The sequence below is a fragment of the Geobacillus thermocatenulatus genome, assembly GCF_002217655.1.
GTDB lineage: Bacteria > Bacillota > Bacilli > Bacillales > Anoxybacillaceae > Geobacillus > Geobacillus thermocatenulatus.
On sequence record NZ_NEWK01000001.1, the window covers coordinates 614,781 to 631,737 of the forward strand.

Genomic DNA, 16,957 nt, shown 5'->3' on the forward strand with positions numbered 1-16,957 from the left:
AGAAGTCCGTTCAGCGGCCTGGCCGTTTCGCCGCGCTTGGGAGCGGGCGAACGATATGACGGTTTTCCTTGCACAATTGGAAGGAAGCGAAAACGGAGAAGCGCCCGATCAGGCGGGTTGTGGCTGCCCATCACCAGCCTCCCCGTCGGCTCGCCGCCCCGCTGGCGATAAAAAAATCCGAACAGCGGCCGCTGTTCGGATTTTTCATATTAAAACACTTGTTCCACTTCGACGACGCCCGGCACTTCTTCAAACAAGGCGCGCTCAATTCCGGCTTTGAGCGTAATCGTCGAGCTCGGGCAGCTGCCGCACGCACCGAGGAGGCGAAGTTTCACGACGCCGTCTTCGACATCGACGAGTTCGCAGTCGCCGCCGTCGCGAAGCAGGAACGGACGCAGTTTATCCAGCACTTCTTGCACTTGTTCTTTGATTTCTTGATCCGTCATTTCCATCGACTCCTTTCCTTAGTTTTTATTATAATCATGGTGACAAAAAAAATCTAATGATAAATTTTGCTTTTGCAAAGGGTGACAACGATGACATTCAAACCGGTTGAAATTTGTGTGTACGGGGCTGACGTCATTTGCCCGGCATGCGTGCAGCTGCCGTCGTCGAAAGAAACGTACGAGTGGCTCGAGGCCGCGCTGCGCCGTAAGTATCCGAATCAGCCGTTTGTGATGACGTACGTCGACATTTTTGCGCCGCCGGCCGATGACGAGGAGAAGCGGGAGCTCGCGCAGACGATCGTCGAAGAAGATTGGGTGTACCCGGTCGTGGTGATCGAAGGAAACGTCGTCGCCGAAGGCAACCCGCGGCTCAAGGCGATTTGTGCAGAAATGGAAAAATTCGGGTATCAACCGTCGGCGCCGGAAGGGAAAAAGGCGGAATGAACTCCGCCTTTTTCACTGGATAAGGGTCAGTTGTGCTGTCAGTACCCATGGTGATGCTTGTACATCCACAAAATGCCTGATTTCAACAAACGCGGCACCCGGCCGGTGAGCGGGCGGTCGGCGAGCAAGCCGAAGCCGTGCTTTTTGCCGAGCGAGCCGAGAATGCCTTTTAATTTGATTGGCGGGAATTCGCTCGGTGGTTCTTCTCCGTTCCACCGCTTTTGCAGCACTTGGACGATTTGCTCGGCTTGCGCTTCAGCCAGCTGGGCGCTCGGCGAATGCGGCAGGCTCGCACAGTCGCCAACGACGTAGACGTTTTCATAGCCGGGGATGTGATGGCGCTTCGTCAGCACGACGCGGCCTTGCTTGTCCTTTTCGACATTCAGTTCGCGGACGACGCGGTTGGGCTGAATGCCGGCCGTCCAGACGATGACGTCGCACTTGACCGGCTCGTCGTGGTTGTACAAGACGCCAGGTTCGACTTTCGTGACGTTGGAGTTGCGGACGATTTCCACCTTGTGTTCCACGAACCATCCTTCCACATAATCGCTCAACCGTTTCGGAAACATCGGCAAAATGCGCTCACCGCGGTCAAACAGCTTGATGTGCAAGTCCGGACGGCTCTCCGCCAGTTCGCTGGCCAGTTCGACGCCGCTCAATCCCGCGCCGACGATGCCGACCGTCGCTTTCGGCGGCAAATTGTTTAGCGCTTCATAGGCGGCGCGCGCTTTATCGATCGACTGGATGCTGTACGTATGCGCCTCGGCGCCCGGCACCCCGTGGTATTTGTCTTCGCAGCCCAATCCGATCACGACATCATCGTAGCGGACGCTGCTCCCATCCTTTAAATGGACGAGCTGCTGGTCGAGATCAATCGAGACGACTTCGCCGAATTGGTACACAAGCTGCGGATGTTCCGGAAACGGGACGCGGATGTGATGGTCGCTGACCGTTCCCGCGGCCAAGGCGTAATATTCCGTTTTTAAACAGTGGTACGGAACGCGGTCGATGAGGATAATATGAATGTCGTTTGGCAATTCGTCCGGGAGGAGGCGTTGCAAAATACGCATATTGCCGTATCCTCCGCCAAGCAATACAAGTTGTCTCATCGTGAAAAATCCCCTTTTGACGAGTTTCGAAAGCCGACAATGCCATAGAAAAGTATAACGAATTTGTGACAAAAGAACAATCATTTTTCCGCTTCCTCGATCGAATGAGCATCTTCATTGACGCCGCGTCGGAAAACCGCTACGATGGGAAGAGGAAGGTGAACCGCATATGATGTTGCCCATCATCGAATTTTGCATCAGCAACTTAGCCAGCGGGTCGTACAAAGCAATGGAAATGTTGGAAAAGGATCCGAACTTGGACATCATGGAATACAGTTGCTTAAGCTATTGCACACGCTGCGCGGAAACGCTGTTTGCGCTCGTCAACGGCGAGTTTGTCAGCGGCGAAACACCCGAGCAGCTCGTGGAAAAGATTTATCGGCATCTCGAGGAAAACCCAATGTTTTAACGAAAAAAGGAGGATGTCCGCGATGCGGCATCCTCTTCAATATATGATGAAAAAACGGGGGATATTCCCATTGTGCCCAGGAGATGCCGCCATTATACATGCGAAGCGCAAAAAATGTTCAGGAGGGAGTCATGTGCGTTCTTTTTCGTTTACGAAAATGCATGGATTGGGTAATAGCTACATATACGTGGATCTGTTCCGGGAAGCATTGCCTGAGGAGGAGCTGCCGGCGATCGCCCGGAGCGTCGCCGATGTCCACACAGGCATCGGCTCCGATGGCTTGATTCTCATTTGTCCATCGGAGAAAGCGCCACTCAAAATGCGCATTTTTAACAGCGACGGCTCGGAAGGGAAAAACTGCGGCAACGGTTTGCGCTGCGTGGCGAAATACGCGTACGAGCACGGCATCGTCCGCGACCGCGCCTTTTTGATTGAAACGCTCTCCGGGCTTGTCGAAGCCCGTGTTGCCGTGGCAGATGGCGAAGTGACAAGCGTGACGGTCGATATGGGCGAGCCGCGCCTTGAGCGCAGCGCCATTCCGATGGTGGGGCCAAAAGCGGAACGAGTCGTCGCCGAGCCGTTTGCCATCGCTGGGGGCGAATATGAAATGACGGCGGTGTCCATGGGCAACCCGCATGTGATCTTTTACGTTGATGACATCCAAAAAGCGCCGGTGACGACGCTTGGCCCGCTCGTGGAAAAGGACCCGCGTTTTCCGGAAGGGGTGAACGTCGAGTTTGTCGAAGTGGTGAACGAGCGCGAGCTTCATTTCCGCGTCTGGGAGCGCGGCTCCGGCGTGACGCAGGCGTGCGGGACCGGAGCGTGCGCGGCGGTCGTCGCGTCGGTGTTAAACGGCAAAACGGTGCGCGGGGAGGAAACGGTCGTCCATTTGGCCGGCGGCGATTTAACGATCGTCTGGGGGCATGACGGACGCGTGCGCATGACCGGTCCGGCGGAGACCGTGTGCACCGGCGTTTATTACTACCGAGGCGGGCAGAACGGTTGAGCATCGAAAGGCGAAGGCGGTATACTATTAAGTAAGACGGGAACCATTCAAGGAGATTCGCTCTATCTGAGCCGTCGGATGAAAGCGGGCGAACCTGTCGAAAAACGGCCAAGTTGTTTGGCCAGTGTCAACCGTTAAAGGAGGGAGCATGGATGGCAGAGGCAGTTATTACGCTGACAGAAGCGGCAGCGTTTCAAATCAAAGATATGATGAAAGAGCAGGAAGAAGAGGGAGCGTACTTGCGCGTCGGCGTCCATGGCGGCGGCTGCAGCGGGTTGTCGTACGGCATGGGCTTTGACCATGAGCGGCGTGAGGATGACATCGAATTTGAGCAGCACGGCATCAAAATTTTGGTCGACCGCGACAGCGCGCCGATTTTGCGCGGCACGGTCATCGATTACAAGCAGTCTTTGCTTGGCGGCGGGTTTACGATCAACAATCCGAACGCCATTGCGACATGCGGTTGCGGCTCCTCGTTCCGCACAGCGACCAATGCCGGCACGCCGGAGCAATGCTAAGCGGACGGACCGGTTGACCTCCATCCGACTGGCAGAGGCAAACGGCCTGTCTTGCCGTGATCGCTGGGCTCTTGAGAAGGCCGGTTTTTGCCGCACGGCCGGTTGAAAACGCGGGCGTGTACCGACTGGCGAAATGTTGGAAGGGTGGTCTTTCCCTCAGGAATTGAGGGAAACGGGCGCGCTCCAACTTTGGCCTTTTCGGGAGCGCCAAAGGAGGAGAAACGATGAAAGGACAAATCAATGTCATCTTGGCGCTTGTCTTGGCGCTCATTGTGGCGCTGCTGGCGGTGGCGAATGTCGAGCAGGTGACGATCCATTATTTAGTCGGGGAAACCCGCTTGCCGCTCATTATCGTCATTTTAAGTTCGGCCGTCCTTGGCGGCCTTGTCGTCGGCATGCTCGGATGGGTGCGTTTGTTCAGCCTGCGCCGGCAGGTGAAGTTGCTCGAGAGAGAGCGGGAGGAATGGATGAAAAACAAGGCTGGGAATCATGATGGCGAGTCGGTTTCGCTGGAGCAAGAGGGATGAGGCACGAGCATGGCGCCCCCAACAAAGAGGGGGCGCCTTTTGCTTGAAAAACGGGTGTGGACGGGGCGGGCTATACGAATGGCTCCAATCAGTCGGGATGCAGCGTTAAGGCGAAATGCCGAGCGCCCCTTCGCTTCCGCTTGTGTTCCCGACGGAGCGCCATTAAAACAGCGATGTCGAGTGCGCCGGCTGCATCCGCGCCGTCGGGTCGATGTACGTTTTCGCGCTGCTGATGGCGATCGGCGCTTCGCCAAAGCCGCAGGCGATCAGCTTGATTTTCCCGTCGTACGTGCAAATGTCGCCCGCTGCATACACGCCGGGGATGTTTGTTTCCATCCGCGAGTTGACTTTGATCGCATTTTTTTCGATGTCAAGCCCCCAGTTTTTGATCGGGCCAAGCGAAGAGACAAAGCCGTAGTTGACAACGACGGCGTCGACATCGATCGTTTCTTTCGTTCCTTCGTTCACATGCTCGAGGATGACTTGGCGGATGGCGTGCTCATCGCCGACGAGTTCAACGGGCACAAACGGCGTTTTCACGTGCACGTGCGATTTCATGAGCTGCTCGACGCTGTGTTCATGGGCGCGGAATTTGTCGCGGCGGTGCACGATCGTGACGCTTTGGGCGATCGGTTCAAGCATAAGCGACCAGTCAACGGCTGAGTCGCCGCCGCCGCAGACGAGCACGCGCTTTCCGGAAAACTGCTCCAAGTCGTTGATGAAGTAATGCAAGTTTTTTCCTTCATAGCGGGAAGCGTTTTCGATTTCGAGCCGACGCGGCTGAAAGGCGCCGTTTCCGGCGGTGATGATGATTGTTTTCGAATAATGGATTTGTTGATTGGTGACGAGTTTAAACGTTCCGTCCTCCTGCTTTTCGAGCGTGTCGACCGACTCGTTTAGGCAGACGGTCGGGGAAAATAGGCCCATCTGCTCTTTCAGCTGGTTGACAAGCTCTTGGGCGCGCACTTTCGGAAATCCGGCGACATCATATATGTATTTTTCCGGATATAACGCGGCCAGCTGTCCCCCAAGCTGCGGAAGGCTTTCAATGATTTTCACTTTCATTTGCCGCAAGCCGCCGTAAAACGCGGCGAACATCCCGGTCGGCCCGCCGCCGATGATCGTGACGTCATACATCGTGCGATCTTCTTTCATCAACATCCCTCCCTGCATGAAATGAATGGCTGCACAACTTTATCTTACCATAAATAATGGCCGTTCATAACGAAAGAAATTTTCTGGCCAAAGCGGCGAAAAAAGTCTTGAAATGGGAAAGAAAAAGGACTAATATGGTGAGTGGAGAAATTGTTAAGGTTTTGTGACAGTCTCCCGACATTTTTTTGGCAAGGAACGTGAAGTATTTCACAAACTCCGTTCAATAAAAATGGGGACGGCCGCAAAAGCTATACTTACGAATGAAAAAAAGGATGGAAGGGATTCAAATGAAAAAACCGAATGTGGTCATTTTAGGAGCCGGCTATGGCGGGTTGATGACGACTGTCCGTCTGCAAAAGCTCATCGGCGTGAACGAAGCGAACATTACGCTTGTCAACAAGCATGATTACCATTATGAGACGACGTGGCTTCATGAGGCATCGGCCGGAACGCTGCACCATGACCGCGTCCGGTATCCGATCCGCGATGTCATCGACCGGAACAAAGTGAAATTCATCCAAGATACGGTGACGAAAATCATTCCAAACGAAAAGAAAGTGCTGCTTGAAAACGGCGAGCTGACGTACGATTACCTTGTCATCGCCCTCGGGTTTGAGTCGGAGACGTTTGGCATCAAAGGATTGAAAGAACACGCGTTTTCGATCGCCAACGTCGACGCCGCGCGGCAAATCCGCGAACATATCGAATACCAGTTTGCGACGTACAACGCGGAAGAGGAAAAGAAAGAGGAGCGGTTGACGATCGTTGTCGGCGGGGCGGGATTTACCGGCATTGAATTTTTAGGCGAGCTCGCCAACCGGATGCCGGAGCTGTGCCGCGAGTATGACATCGACCCGCACAAAGTGCGCATCATTTGCGTTGAGGCGGCGCCGACGGCGCTGCCGGGCTTCGATCCGGAGCTCGTCGAGTACGCGGTCAGCCAGCTTGAGCGCAAAGGCGTCGAGTTTCGAATCGGCACGGCCATTAAGGAATGCACGCCGAACGGCATCATTGTCGCCAAAGGGGATGACATTGAGGAGATCAAAGCCGGCACGGTCATTTGGGCAGCCGGCGTGCGCGGCAGCCGCGTCATCGAGGAATCTGGATTTGAAGCGGCGCGGGCGCGCATTAAAGTGGACCCGTACTTGCGTGTCCCGGGGCATGAAGACATTTTCGTCGTCGGCGACTGTTCGCTCGTGATTGATGAAGAAACGAACCGCCCGTATCCGCCGACGGCGCAAATCGCCATGCAAGAAGGCCAGCTGTGCGCGAAAAACTTGGCGGTGCTCATCCGTGGACAAGGGGAGCTGGAGCCGTTTAAGCCGGATATTAAAGGGACGGTTTGCTCGCTCGGCCATGATGATGCCATCGGCGTCGTGTTCGGCAAAAAGCTGTGGGGCGCGAAAGCGAGCTTCATGAAAAAAGTGATCGACAACCGCGCCTTGTATTTGATCGGCGGTTCGTCGCTTGTGATGAAAAAAGGCAAATTTAAATTTTTCTGATTGATCGAAAAAGCTCCCGCGACGGCGGGAGCTTTTTTGCATGGCAATGAAACAGGGATCCGCCGCCTGCTTGTCGAAATACAAACGGTGTATAACGATCGGGAGAAAAGGATGAGGACGATGGACAAGAAACGAGGAAACGTTTGGATTGCGGCGGCTGGACTGGTCATCAACGAGAAGGGGGAATGGCTCGTTGTCCAAAAAAAATACAGCGGATTAAAGGGCAAATGGTCGCTGCCAGCCGGGTTCGTCCAGCCGGGGGAAATGCTCGATGAGGCGGCGGTTCGGGAAGTGAAGGAAGAAACGGGGATCGACGCCGAACCGGTCGCGCTCCTTGGCTTGCGCACCGGCGTCATCGCTGGGGAGATCAGCGACAATATGGCGATTTTTCTGTTGCGCCCGCTCTCGCGCGACATCGTCGTGCAGACGGATGAGCTGTATGCCGCCGCGTTTTTAAGCAAAACGGCGCTTCAGAATGATCCGAACACATCAGGCTTGCTTCGCTATTTGTTGGCGCTCGAGCCGCTTGATTCCCTTTCGCTGCATGACGGCCTCAACCCGGGCGATCCGTTCGGCTACACGAAATACCGCCTTTACTTTGAATCATCGAAATTGAAAGAATAGTGAAGAAAATAAAAGTGATCGAAAGATGTATCCGCTTACACGGACGAAAACAGGGGAGAATCGCTGTTTGTTTTTACAGAAAATTTTGATATATTAATAAAAAAAGAAACGGAGGGGAACATCGATGACAAAAACATGGACCATGAACGACTGCCCGTACTGCGAGGGGCATGGATACGTTCAGCTGCTTTTGGGCGGATCGGAAACGTGCTACAGCTGCCAAGGAACGGGAAGCGATGGCGAAGAGTATGACGACCATTGACGTTCGTCTGAGGACATGAAACATCGTTGGAAAGCAATCGAGCCGTCGTGAAAAGGAGCAAATCAGCGGCATTTCGCCAAACAAAGGCTGAGCTCGCAAGGCTTCTCTAATTGAGAAATAGATGGGATAGCAGAACGAACATTGACGGTCATCCGTCCGATCCAGTACACTGAAAACGGGTGTACGGGAGGTGAAGGGCGGATGCAAATGAGTTTGCCGGTTGTTTTCATTTCGATGGTTTTATTTTTTGTGTTGTTTTTTGGCATTGGGTTTTTGTTGAACATGATTTTGCGCATGACGTGGATTTTGGCGGTCTGCTTTCCGTTGATTGCGGTTTTCATTATTGATGATGTGCCGTTGACGCGCTATTTCACCGCACCGTCCGAGGCGTTCGCCGCGCTCGGCCGGAAAATCACTTCGCTGGCGGCGGCGGATCTGTTGATTTTGTCAAGCGGCTTTGCCGGCGCTCTTTGCGCCGGATGGGCGATCCGCACGCTGCGGGCGAAAGGGTATCAAATGTTTTAGAGCGTCTCTGCCCTGCAGAGGCGTTTTTTTTTTTGGCTTTTCGTCGAAAGAGGCGCTTGATTTTTTCAGAACATGCCCTCTTGCAGGGAAAATTCAGCAATGGCTTGCGCATCCTTGCACGGGAAACCATATCGCTTGTCCCGTATATGTTGCGGTGAGGACTCTTTTTGGCGGACAGGCTGATGATGGCGTTTGTGCGGAGCGGATGTGTCGGGCCATAGGCGCAACCGTTGCCGAGGATGCTTGCGCCAAAGCCGTTCACCGACGTGGTGAAGCTGGCGGCTTGTTCGTTTTTTGCCGTCTTCGCAATGAATATTTCGATTTTGAATGGAGATAAATAGAGGTGTGAGAGGAGTTGAGAGCATTGAATGGATTTAGGCAGTTCGTGCGCCGAATCGCGATGACGCTGCTGTTTTTGGCGGCGCTCTTGGCGACATTCGAGTCCGTTTCCGGGGTTGACGCGAAGACGGTTCTCCATCCCTTTCCGAGCGCTTTATCGATGGATCATCAGCCCATTTGGGGAATGAAAGAGCTCGCGAAAAACGGGGGCCGCTCCGCTTTGCGGCTTGAAGATCATTTTGACTGGTCAAAATATCCATCCGTTGAAGTGGTCGCCACCGGCTATACAGCCGGCATTGAATCGACCGGAAAAACGCCCGATCACCCTGAGTATGGCATCACCTACTCCGGCGTCCGCGTCAAGCGCGATCTTTATTCGACGATTGCTGCCGATTTATCGATTTTTCCGATCGGCACGATTTTGTTCATCCCCGGATACGGATTCGGCGTCGTCGCCGACAAAGGCGGGGCGATCAAAGGCCATCGTCTTGATTTATATTACGAAACCGTGGAAGATGTCTATAAATATTGGGGAAAAAGGAAAGTGCAAGTTTACATTATCCAAAAAGGGGACGGCACGCTGTCGGAAGAAGAGTTGAAGCGGCTGAACGAAGATGAAACGATGCAAGTGTTCCGGCAGCAATATTTGGAATCGAAAAGTTAAAGGAGGGCTCCCGCGCGTCAGCCGCAAAGGAGCGGATCGCTGTCGTCGGCGGGAGGAAACAGCGCCGGATGCAAAAGCGGCGCCAATTTTTTTAATCCAACCAAGAGGCGCGGAGACGGGCGGCAATAGAGCGCTTCTTCCAAAACATAGATGTTTCCGGTGCGGACTGCTTCGATCTGTTCGGCGTTCGGACGAGTTGTGACCGCTTTTCGGTTCATGTTTTTTGTCTGCACGCCGACCCAAACGAGCAAGATGTGCGACGGGTTGCGGGCGAGAACGTCGTCCCATTCCGTTTGAACGTTTGCATGCGGGACGTCGGAGAAAATGTTGCGCCCGCCGGCGAGCTCGCTTAGTTCGCTCAACCAGTTCGTGCCGCCCGGGGTGAAGATCGGCCGCGGCCACCATTCCCAATAAAGGCGGGACGGTTCAGCCGATGCGGCTCGCTCGCGGTATTGGGCGAGAAACTCGCGATAGCGGCGGACGAGTTCGGCCGCTTTTTTCGTTTCGCCAAGCGCTTCGCCGAGCTGAAGAAGGTCGTTGGCAATGTCATCAAGCGAATTTGGCGCTAAGACGAGATGCGGGAGCCCGCGACGGTTGAGCTCCTCGACGTTGCGCTCCATGCCGGGCACGCTTAAGGAGGCGACGACAAGATCGGGCTTGAGCGCCTCAACTTGATCCATATCAATGCGCAAATCCGGCCCGACTTTCGGCAGCCGCTTCACCTCAGGCGGCCAGTCGGACGAATCGTCGACGGCGGCGACATCGTCAAGACGGCCGAGATAGGCGAGCAGCTCGGTGTTGCTTGGACAAAGGGAAACGATTCTCATCAGCATCGATCCTTTCTCCATCATCGTGATGATTACGGATTCGCCTTGCCTCGCGTAATTTCCTGTCCGTTTCGGCTGATTTTTTTGCGTGAACGCAAGGAGAGAAAGTTAGATAGTCGAAAGAATTGCTCTGCTTCGCTATAATGGAGGTGGGAATGAATCAACGTTGGAAAGGGATGAGACGATGTTTACGGTAAAACCATTGCTGTCGGCGGACGAACGGGATGAAGCGCTTGTCATCGGTTTGTTTGAAGGAGGAAAACCGTTGGCCGGCCTCGCTGGCGAGTATGATGCCCGCCTTGGGGGGACGGTTGACGGAGCTGTGGAAAGAAGGCGATATTTCCGCGAAGCGGGGGCGCATCGCCGTGATTCACCCGTTTTTGCCGACAGGGGCGAAGCGGCTGTATTTCGTCGGCCTCGGCAAAAAAGAAGAGTTGACGTTTGCGCGCTTGCGCGAAGCGTTCGGCAAACTGTTTCGCACGTTGAAGCAGGCGAAGCGGATGAAAGCGTCGGTCGCGCTGGACACGTTTACGGCCGGGGACGTCGATGGAAACGAAGCGGCGCACGCCTTGGCGGAAGCGTATCATTTGGCGACGTATGAATTCCCTGGGTATAAGCAGAAAAAGTCAGAACCGGATTACCAGCTCGAATCGCTCATCGTCTACACAGAGGCCGAAGCGGCGGAAATCGAGGCGAGTTTGTTTGTCGGCTCCGTCTACGGGAAGGCAACGAACTCGGCGCGCACGCTTGTCAATACGCCGGGGAATTTGCTGACGGCGTCGGATTTGGCTGATTATGCCGTGAAGCTTGCTGACCGATACGATTTTGATTATGAAATTTTGGAAAAAGAAGACATGGAGCGGCTCGGCATGGGGGCGTTGCTCGCTGTCAACCAAGGGTCGAAGCAGCCGCCCAAACTGATCGTCTTAAAATACCAAGGAAAGGACGAGTGGAAAGATGTCATCGCCTTGGTCGGCAAAGGGGTGACGTTTGATACGGGCGGTTATTGTTTGAAGCCGCGAGACGGCATGGTCGACATGAAAACGGATATGGCCGGCGCCGCTGCCGTGCTCGGGGCGATGGAAGCGATTGGCGAACTGCGGCCGGAACAAAACGTGCTCGCCGTCATTCCGGCGACTGACAATATGATCAGCGGCGAGGCGTTCAAGCCGGACGATGTCATTACGTCGCTGTCCGGAAAAACGATTGAAGTGAAAAACACGGATGCGGAAGGACGGCTCATTTTGGCCGATGCGGTGACCTATGCGAAACAGCACGGCGCCAGCTATATCATCGATGTCGCTACGTTGACGGGCGGAGTGATCGTCGCCTTGGGCACGGACAAAACGGGCGCGATGACGAACAATGAAGCGCTGTTTGAGCAATTGCTTGAAGCGTCGATGGAAACCGGGGAGTTCATTTGGCGGCTGCCCATTACAGAAAACGACCGCGAGCGGGTGCGAAGCAGCAAAATCGCCGACTTGAACAATTCTCCGGGGCGGGAAGGGCACGCCATTATGGGCGGGGCGTTCATCGGCGAATTTGTGGAAGATACGCCGTGGGTGCATTTGGATATCGCCGGAACGGCCGCCACAAAGAAAGACGGCGACCTCGGTCCGGCTGGGGCGACAGGGGTGATGGTGCGCACGCTCACCGCGTTTGTCGAGCGGTTTGAATAAAACGAATGCCGGCAGGCCGATCAACAGGCGCTGCCTTGGCGCAGAGGCGCCAAGTGTGAGGGTGGGGTATGCCGGCAGCGAACGAGCCGAAGCGGACGTGCATAGCTTCGGCTTTGGTTTGGCATGCTACATAGTACATTCGCCAGAAAAGCGAACAAAATGTAAATGTAGTGTAAATTTCGTGTAAAGTTTTTTGTTGTCTTATTGTAAATGATGTGTAAATTGTTACAATAAGTAGCGGTGATTTTGATTTCGCAAATGGAGGGTGTCCGATATGATTTTTTCACCGAAAAAAGACGTTTTCTTCGACATGTTGTTCACGATTTCGGAAAATGTGAAGGAAGCGGCGCAATATTTTGTCGAATATAAAATTCAAAGCGTAAGCGACTTGAAAGAATTTGCCCGCGTCATGAAGGAGTATGAACGAAAGGGCGATTCCTTCATCCATGAGCTCGTCGTTCAGTTAAACAAAACGTTCATCACGCCGATCGAGCGGGAAGACATCCACCAGTTGGCGATGAAGATGGATGATGTGCTTGATGGGTTTGAGCAATGTTCGGCGCGGTTTGAAATGTTTTCGTTCACGGACATCGATGAACATATGGTGAAGTTTTTTGACTATATTTATCAAAGCACGATTGAAATTGTTCACGCCCTCGAACTGCTGGCGAACAAAAAATTGCTTGATATGCGCCAACATGCCATTAAAATCAAGGACTATGAAACGAAGTGCGATGAAATTTTGCGTGCGTCGATCAAAAACTTGTTTGTGACGCAAAAAGACCCGATTAAACTCATTCAATACAAGGAGCTTTACGAAATGCTCGAAGAGATTGCCGACAGCTGTGAAGATGTCGCGAATACGCTCGAGACGATTATCATGCGCAACGCATAAAAGGAGACGCTGTGTTTATGGATACGATCCTGATTTTAACGATCTGCATCGTCATTTTCGCATTGGCGTTTGACTTTATCAACGGCTTCCACGATACGGCCAATGCCATTGCCACGTCGGTGTCGACAAGGGCGCTTACACCGCGCCAGGCGATCGTGCTTGCCGCGGCGATGAACTTTATCGGCGCGCTCACCTTTACCGGCGTCGCCAAAACGATTACAAAAGACATTGTTGACCCGTTTGCCCTAGAAAATGGGCCGCTCATTATTTTAGCGGCGTTGACATCAGCCATTGCCTGGAATTTGATCACGTGGTATTACGGCATCCCGAGCAGCTCGTCGCACGCGATCATCGGTTCGGTCGCCGGAGCGGCGATTTCCGCGGCTGGGGTTGGGGTTTTGAATTATGGCGGGTTTTTGAAAATTTTACAATCCCTCATTCTTTCCCCGTTTTTGGCGTTAGGGGTCGGCTTTATCATTATGAGCATTTTTCGTTTTATCTTTAAAAACGCCAACTTATACAGCACGACGAGAGGCTTTCGGATGTTTCAAATTGTGACCGCAGCGTTTCAGGCGTATACGCACGGAACAAACGACGCTCAAAAAGCGATGGGGATCATTACAATGGCGTTAATTGCCGGCGGATACCACGCAACGACCGACATTCCGGAATGGGTGCGCATTTCTGCCGCCTTGGCCATGGGGTTGGGAACGGCTGTCGGCGGGTGGAAGATCATTAAAACGGTCGGCGGGAAAATTATGAAAATCCGCCCGATCAACGGAGCGGCGGCCGATTTGTCGTCTGCGCTCGTCATTCTTTCGGCGACGATGTTCCACTTGCCGGTCAGCACCACCCACGTCATTTCCTCGGCCATCATGGGGGTCGGCGCGGCCCAACGGGTGAAAGGTGTCAAATGGGGCGTCGCCCGCCGAATTGTGCTCACCTGGATCATCACCTTGCCGGTTTCAGCGTTAATGGCCGGTTTTCTGTACCAGCTGTTCAATTTGTTTTTCTAATGCCAAAAGGGTGTCCCAAAAGGTTCGGGACACCCTTTTTCATTGCCGTATGCCGCAAGTTTCAGAGACGTTCTCGTTTTGGGCCGACCCCTTTCGGTCAGGCCGCCGAACGGTCCGCGGCGGAGGAGCGTCCGATCGCCCGGCAAATCCTTGGGGCGATCAAGCCGGCTGCGATCGACAACAAAATGTCTTTCGGCAGCGGGGCGAGCATCCAGCCCCACACCAAGCCGTACGAAAGCCCTTCGGGCGCCTCCGCCCATAGTTTGTACGCCATATACATCCAGTTCGTGCCGATGACATAGTTGATGACCATGCCGACCAAGGCGGCGGTGACGAAGCGGGCCTTGGACGCCGGCTGCGGGCCGCGGTTGATGACCCATCCAGTCGCATAAGCGGCAACGATAAAGGAAAGAATGAAGCCAAATGTCGGTTGGAAAATCATCGATAGTCCGCCGCTGAATTTCGCGAACACTGGAACGCCCGCGAGGCCGACGAGCATGTACACAATCATGGACACCGCACCGAGCCGCCGTCCGAGCACCGCTCCGGCCAAGACGCAGAAAAACGTCTGCAGTGTAATCGGAACACCGCCGACGACCAAAAACGGCGCCCACGACGTAATGTTCGCCCCGATCGCCATCAAGGCGACGAACATGGCGGCGAGCGTCATGTCAATCGGTCGAAGGGAACTCCGTCCTCCCATATGTAAACCCCCTTTTTTTGTTCGTTAACAAAATCGTACCGAACAACCGCTAGGCTGTCAATCCTCTTTTTTCGGCGGATGATCAAGCGGCTAGGGGGAATGATAAGAAAAACGGCTCCTCAAGCGCTTCATGCGGGCAACGCGGCGAGGAGCGTGAAAGGAGGTCTTGTCAATGGATCGGTTCGTGCCGGATGAGGAGATGAAGCGGGCGAGCAAAATCGGGGTGAAGGAAGACGTCATCCACACAAGCAAACACGACGACGGCTACGATTTGCGCACCCCGGCGGAAATCGGCAAGCGGCAGCCAACGGATGAAAACGGCAATTCGTGAAGGCAGCGAAGGATTGGGGTCGGATGGACGGATCAGAACACCGTCTTGGTTCGGGAAGATCGAGCGAAAAAAGAGGAAGATGGCCGCCTCCCCATCGTGTTCCCTTAGAGTGGTTTCGTCGTTCTGATAAAATGCTGCGGGCTCGAATACTGTACTCGTTTTTCAGTGTTTTTTCGGCATGAAAGAAATAGAAGGGAACGAATGGATTGATTTTTATGAATAAATGCCTATTTTTGATATGGTAATAAAGTTCTTTTTTTAATTTATAATAAAATTTTAATTGTAAATATATAGTTGTTTTACTATAACCTGAATCCGTGACAGAAGTGCATCAAAAATGCTGGGAAACCCAATCGTGTCGAGACTTCGACTCCATTTCGAATGTTCACCTATTAGGTGAAGAACCCCGAGTGCAATATTTTGTTGATTGATCCAGTTTTCTTGGCAGCTTTGAACGCGTCTTTATCACGGATTCAGGTATAAAATGTTCTTGTTGAACGATTGAGAATGAGGGGGAAAAAGGTGGTAAACTAATACTGGATTTGGTTTCTTTTTTATGAAATCACGAGTCTTCTGGAAAGACGGTGATATGATACAAAAGAAAGTCAAAAACGGGTTCTTCTTCATGAAATTGATGAAGGAGAATCTTTATGACCAAGAGAAGAAAGTTTATACTGTTCACCTTGTTCTTCTCCCCGTCATTATTCCTGATTAACTATTATCAAAGCATAAACATGAAAAAGGACGAATATCCGGATTATGTCTTTTGGACTCTCTATTTGTTGGTCGTCGTTTGCCTGACGGTCATCTGCCGATCGGTTCGACAAATCCTCTTTAGTGTTGTTTGCATGTCTGCCGTTTCTGTTGGCCTTGGATATTGGCTGATTGAGAAGAATGAAAGCATTCGATATTTTTACAACCTTGGGATTCCCACAACGTTTATTGGCCTTTCGCTGCTTGTTCACGTCCTTCCACTATTCGTCTGTTTGTTCCGTTCTATAAGGAGAATATGAAGAAAGCCTGTATGTGGGAGGGATTCTGATGGAGGAGAAACGGTTTCCATGAATCGAAAAAAAAGATTTGTCTTATTTGTCGCCGTGTTGATGATCATTTTCTTTTTTATCTATATGTTTGAAGAACAAGTGCTGCGCTTTCTAGACTATAAGGTGGTCAAGATGACGATGTTGATTTCGTTGATCACGATCATCGTCGGGGATCTCATTTATCGACCTAGGTGAGCGGATGGGCAAAGTGAATGGAAGGGGACGCCGGGCGTTGGGTGCCCGGCGAGTTCGGTTAGACGCCAGACGGCGATGGGACGGTTGCCGTCATTTTGGGGACGGATTCACAACCGTGTTGATGTGGCTGCTTTGCTTGGCGCAGCCAGGCGCTAACAACAACGCCGCCTCCAGCGCCGTGCATAGTCTGGAGGCGGCGCTGCCGCGTCGGGCGCGACCGTCTTGAACGGATGTTGGCAGTCGCCAAAGCGGCGAATGCGAAAAGCGAAGGCTGCTTGCCGCCGTTTTTTCCTCTTTCGCCCGCCGCCGCGATGGCGAATGCTATCCGTGAAAAGGCGGAAACACGTTCCAGCGCAAGCCGATGGCAAGCTGGCAGCACGGGAATGCGCCAGGCGGCGGCGACAGCGTCAGGCGGATGCCGTCGGGGTTAAAATACACCTCGGTTTTCGAGCGGATGCCGAGCGAGCGGATGAGGCGCTTCACTTCCTCCGTTTTTCCTTCTTGGGCGGCCGACATGACCGAAGCCGCGAACGAGGGCGATTCGGCGAGTTTTTTCAACACGGCGGCGGCGTCGTTCATGAGCGTTTGGGCGGTGGCGGCGGATTGGGAAAAGAGCGCCGGGTCGATCGGGGGATATGGGCCGGCCGGCATCCGCGGGAACGGGGTGAACATGGCTGCTTGCCCCTCCTTTTCCGGAAATGGAATGCGATATTATGATATGTGTGGACAGCAAAAAAG

The 16,957-nt window shown here is 53.4% G+C and carries 20 protein-coding genes and 1 pseudogene; 15 read left to right on the top strand and 6 right to left on the bottom strand.

Going from position 1 to position 16,957, the window contains the following annotated elements; translation table 11 throughout:
• Window positions 1-209: 209 nt before the first annotated feature.
• Window positions 210-452: a NifU family protein gene (locus B9L19_RS03185; protein ID WP_011232431.1), complete on the bottom strand. Its 243-nt coding sequence runs from the start codon at window positions 450-452 to the stop codon at window positions 210-212.
• Window positions 453-536: 84 nt separating this feature from the next.
• Between B9L19_RS03185 and B9L19_RS03190 the strand changes: the two genes are divergently transcribed.
• The gene (locus B9L19_RS03190) at window positions 537-890 is read left to right on the top strand and encodes a YuzD family protein (protein WP_025949973.1); all 354 of its coding nucleotides are present in this window, start codon (window positions 537-539) and stop codon (window positions 888-890) included.
• 38 nt (window positions 891-928) lie between these two features.
• On the opposite strand, the gene B9L19_RS03195 is transcribed toward B9L19_RS03190, so the two are convergent.
• On the bottom strand, window positions 929-1,999 hold the full coding sequence (locus B9L19_RS03195; RefSeq protein ID WP_025949974.1) for an NAD(P)/FAD-dependent oxidoreductase: 1,071 nt from the start codon (window positions 1,997-1,999) through the stop codon (window positions 929-931).
• Window positions 2,000-2,168: 169 nt separating this feature from the next.
• Between B9L19_RS03195 and B9L19_RS03200 the strand changes: the two genes are divergently transcribed.
• The 4 genes from B9L19_RS03200 to B9L19_RS03215 all read left to right on the top strand — a co-directional run bounded on the left by B9L19_RS03200 (window position 2,169) and on the right by B9L19_RS03215 (window position 4,459).
• The gene (locus tag B9L19_RS03200) at window positions 2,169-2,408 is read left to right on the top strand and encodes a YuzB family protein (protein WP_025949975.1); all 240 of its coding nucleotides are present in this window, start codon (window positions 2,169-2,171) and stop codon (window positions 2,406-2,408) included.
• Between the two features lie 133 nt (window positions 2,409-2,541).
• Complete coding sequence (dapF, locus tag B9L19_RS03205; protein ID WP_025949976.1) at window positions 2,542-3,414, top strand: diaminopimelate epimerase; 873 nt, start codon at window positions 2,542-2,544, stop codon at window positions 3,412-3,414.
• A gap of 152 nt (window positions 3,415-3,566) precedes the next feature.
• A complete protein-coding gene (locus B9L19_RS03210; protein ID WP_011232426.1) occupies window positions 3,567-3,932 on the top strand; it encodes a HesB/IscA family protein in 366 nt (121 codons plus the stop codon).
• Between the two features lie 224 nt (window positions 3,933-4,156).
• Window positions 4,157-4,459, top strand: a complete 303-nt coding sequence (locus B9L19_RS03215) for a LapA family protein (RefSeq protein WP_025949977.1) — start codon at window positions 4,157-4,159, stop codon at window positions 4,457-4,459.
• Window positions 4,460-4,621: 162 nt separating this feature from the next.
• On the opposite strand, the gene B9L19_RS03220 is transcribed toward B9L19_RS03215, so the two are convergent.
• Window positions 4,622-5,620 carry an NAD(P)/FAD-dependent oxidoreductase gene (locus tag B9L19_RS03220; RefSeq protein WP_172643498.1) on the bottom strand — a complete coding sequence of 333 codons (999 nt, stop codon included), beginning with the start codon at window positions 5,618-5,620 and terminating at the stop codon, window positions 4,622-4,624.
• A 266-nt stretch (window positions 5,621-5,886) separates the two neighbouring features.
• Between B9L19_RS03220 and B9L19_RS03225 the strand changes: the two genes are divergently transcribed.
• The 5 genes from B9L19_RS03225 to B9L19_RS03240 all read left to right on the top strand — a co-directional run bounded on the left by B9L19_RS03225 (window position 5,887) and on the right by B9L19_RS03240 (window position 9,530).
• Window positions 5,887-7,116 carry an NAD(P)/FAD-dependent oxidoreductase gene (locus B9L19_RS03225; RefSeq protein ID WP_172643499.1) on the top strand — a complete coding sequence of 410 codons (1,230 nt, stop codon included), beginning with the start codon at window positions 5,887-5,889 and terminating at the stop codon, window positions 7,114-7,116.
• 120 nt (window positions 7,117-7,236) lie between these two features.
• Window positions 7,237-7,740 (top strand): NUDIX domain-containing protein, encoded by a 504-nt coding sequence (locus B9L19_RS03230; protein ID WP_025949980.1) that lies wholly within the window; start codon window positions 7,237-7,239, stop codon window positions 7,738-7,740.
• A 124-nt stretch (window positions 7,741-7,864) separates the two neighbouring features.
• Entirely contained in the window at window positions 7,865-8,002 is a 138-nt protein-coding gene (locus B9L19_RS18935) for a YuiA family protein (RefSeq protein ID WP_157856409.1), read from the top strand.
• 201 nt (window positions 8,003-8,203) lie between these two features.
• Window positions 8,204-8,527 carry a YuiB family protein gene (locus tag B9L19_RS03235; RefSeq protein ID WP_025949981.1) on the top strand — a complete coding sequence of 108 codons (324 nt, stop codon included), beginning with the start codon at window positions 8,204-8,206 and terminating at the stop codon, window positions 8,525-8,527.
• A 364-nt stretch (window positions 8,528-8,891) separates the two neighbouring features.
• A complete protein-coding gene (locus B9L19_RS03240) occupies window positions 8,892-9,530 on the top strand; it encodes a 3D domain-containing protein (protein WP_025949982.1) in 639 nt (212 codons plus the stop codon).
• A 17-nt stretch (window positions 9,531-9,547) separates the two neighbouring features.
• Here B9L19_RS03240 and B9L19_RS03245 read toward each other — a convergent pair whose 3' ends face one another.
• Entirely contained in the window at window positions 9,548-10,357 is an 810-nt protein-coding gene (locus B9L19_RS03245) for a cobalamin-binding protein (protein ID WP_025949983.1), read from the bottom strand.
• Between the two features lie 184 nt (window positions 10,358-10,541).
• Here B9L19_RS03245 and B9L19_RS03250 point away from each other — a divergent pair.
• The 3 genes and pseudogenes from B9L19_RS03250 (at window position 10,542) to B9L19_RS03260 (ending at window position 13,947) form a co-directional block, all read left to right on the top strand.
• A pseudogene (locus tag B9L19_RS03250) lies at window positions 10,542-12,036 on the top strand (leucyl aminopeptidase).
• A 274-nt stretch (window positions 12,037-12,310) separates the two neighbouring features.
• Window positions 12,311-12,931 (top strand): DUF47 domain-containing protein, encoded by a 621-nt coding sequence (locus B9L19_RS03255; protein ID WP_015375717.1) that lies wholly within the window; start codon window positions 12,311-12,313, stop codon window positions 12,929-12,931.
• A 17-nt stretch (window positions 12,932-12,948) separates the two neighbouring features.
• The gene (locus B9L19_RS03260) at window positions 12,949-13,947 is read left to right on the top strand and encodes an inorganic phosphate transporter (protein ID WP_025949984.1); all 999 of its coding nucleotides are present in this window, start codon (window positions 12,949-12,951) and stop codon (window positions 13,945-13,947) included.
• Window positions 13,948-14,044: 97 nt separating this feature from the next.
• Here B9L19_RS03260 and B9L19_RS03265 read toward each other — a convergent pair whose 3' ends face one another.
• Entirely contained in the window at window positions 14,045-14,650 is a 606-nt protein-coding gene (locus B9L19_RS03265; RefSeq protein ID WP_025949985.1) for a biotin transporter BioY, read from the bottom strand.
• Window positions 14,651-14,822: 172 nt separating this feature from the next.
• Here B9L19_RS03265 and B9L19_RS18940 point away from each other — a divergent pair, with 172 nt between their 5' ends.
• Entirely contained in the window at window positions 14,823-14,981 is a 159-nt protein-coding gene (locus tag B9L19_RS18940) for a hypothetical protein (RefSeq protein WP_167372763.1), read from the top strand.
• Window positions 14,982-16,042: 1,061 nt separating this feature from the next.
• On the top strand, window positions 16,043-16,219 hold the full coding sequence (locus tag B9L19_RS18945; RefSeq protein WP_167372764.1) for a hypothetical protein: 177 nt from the start codon (window positions 16,043-16,045) through the stop codon (window positions 16,217-16,219).
• A gap of 321 nt (window positions 16,220-16,540) precedes the next feature.
• On the opposite strand, the gene B9L19_RS03280 is transcribed toward B9L19_RS18945, so the two are convergent.
• Window positions 16,541-16,891, bottom strand: a complete 351-nt coding sequence (locus B9L19_RS03280) for a YuzC family spore coat inner layer protein (protein WP_025949987.1) — start codon at window positions 16,889-16,891, stop codon at window positions 16,541-16,543.
• Window positions 16,892-16,957 lie beyond the last annotated feature (66 nt).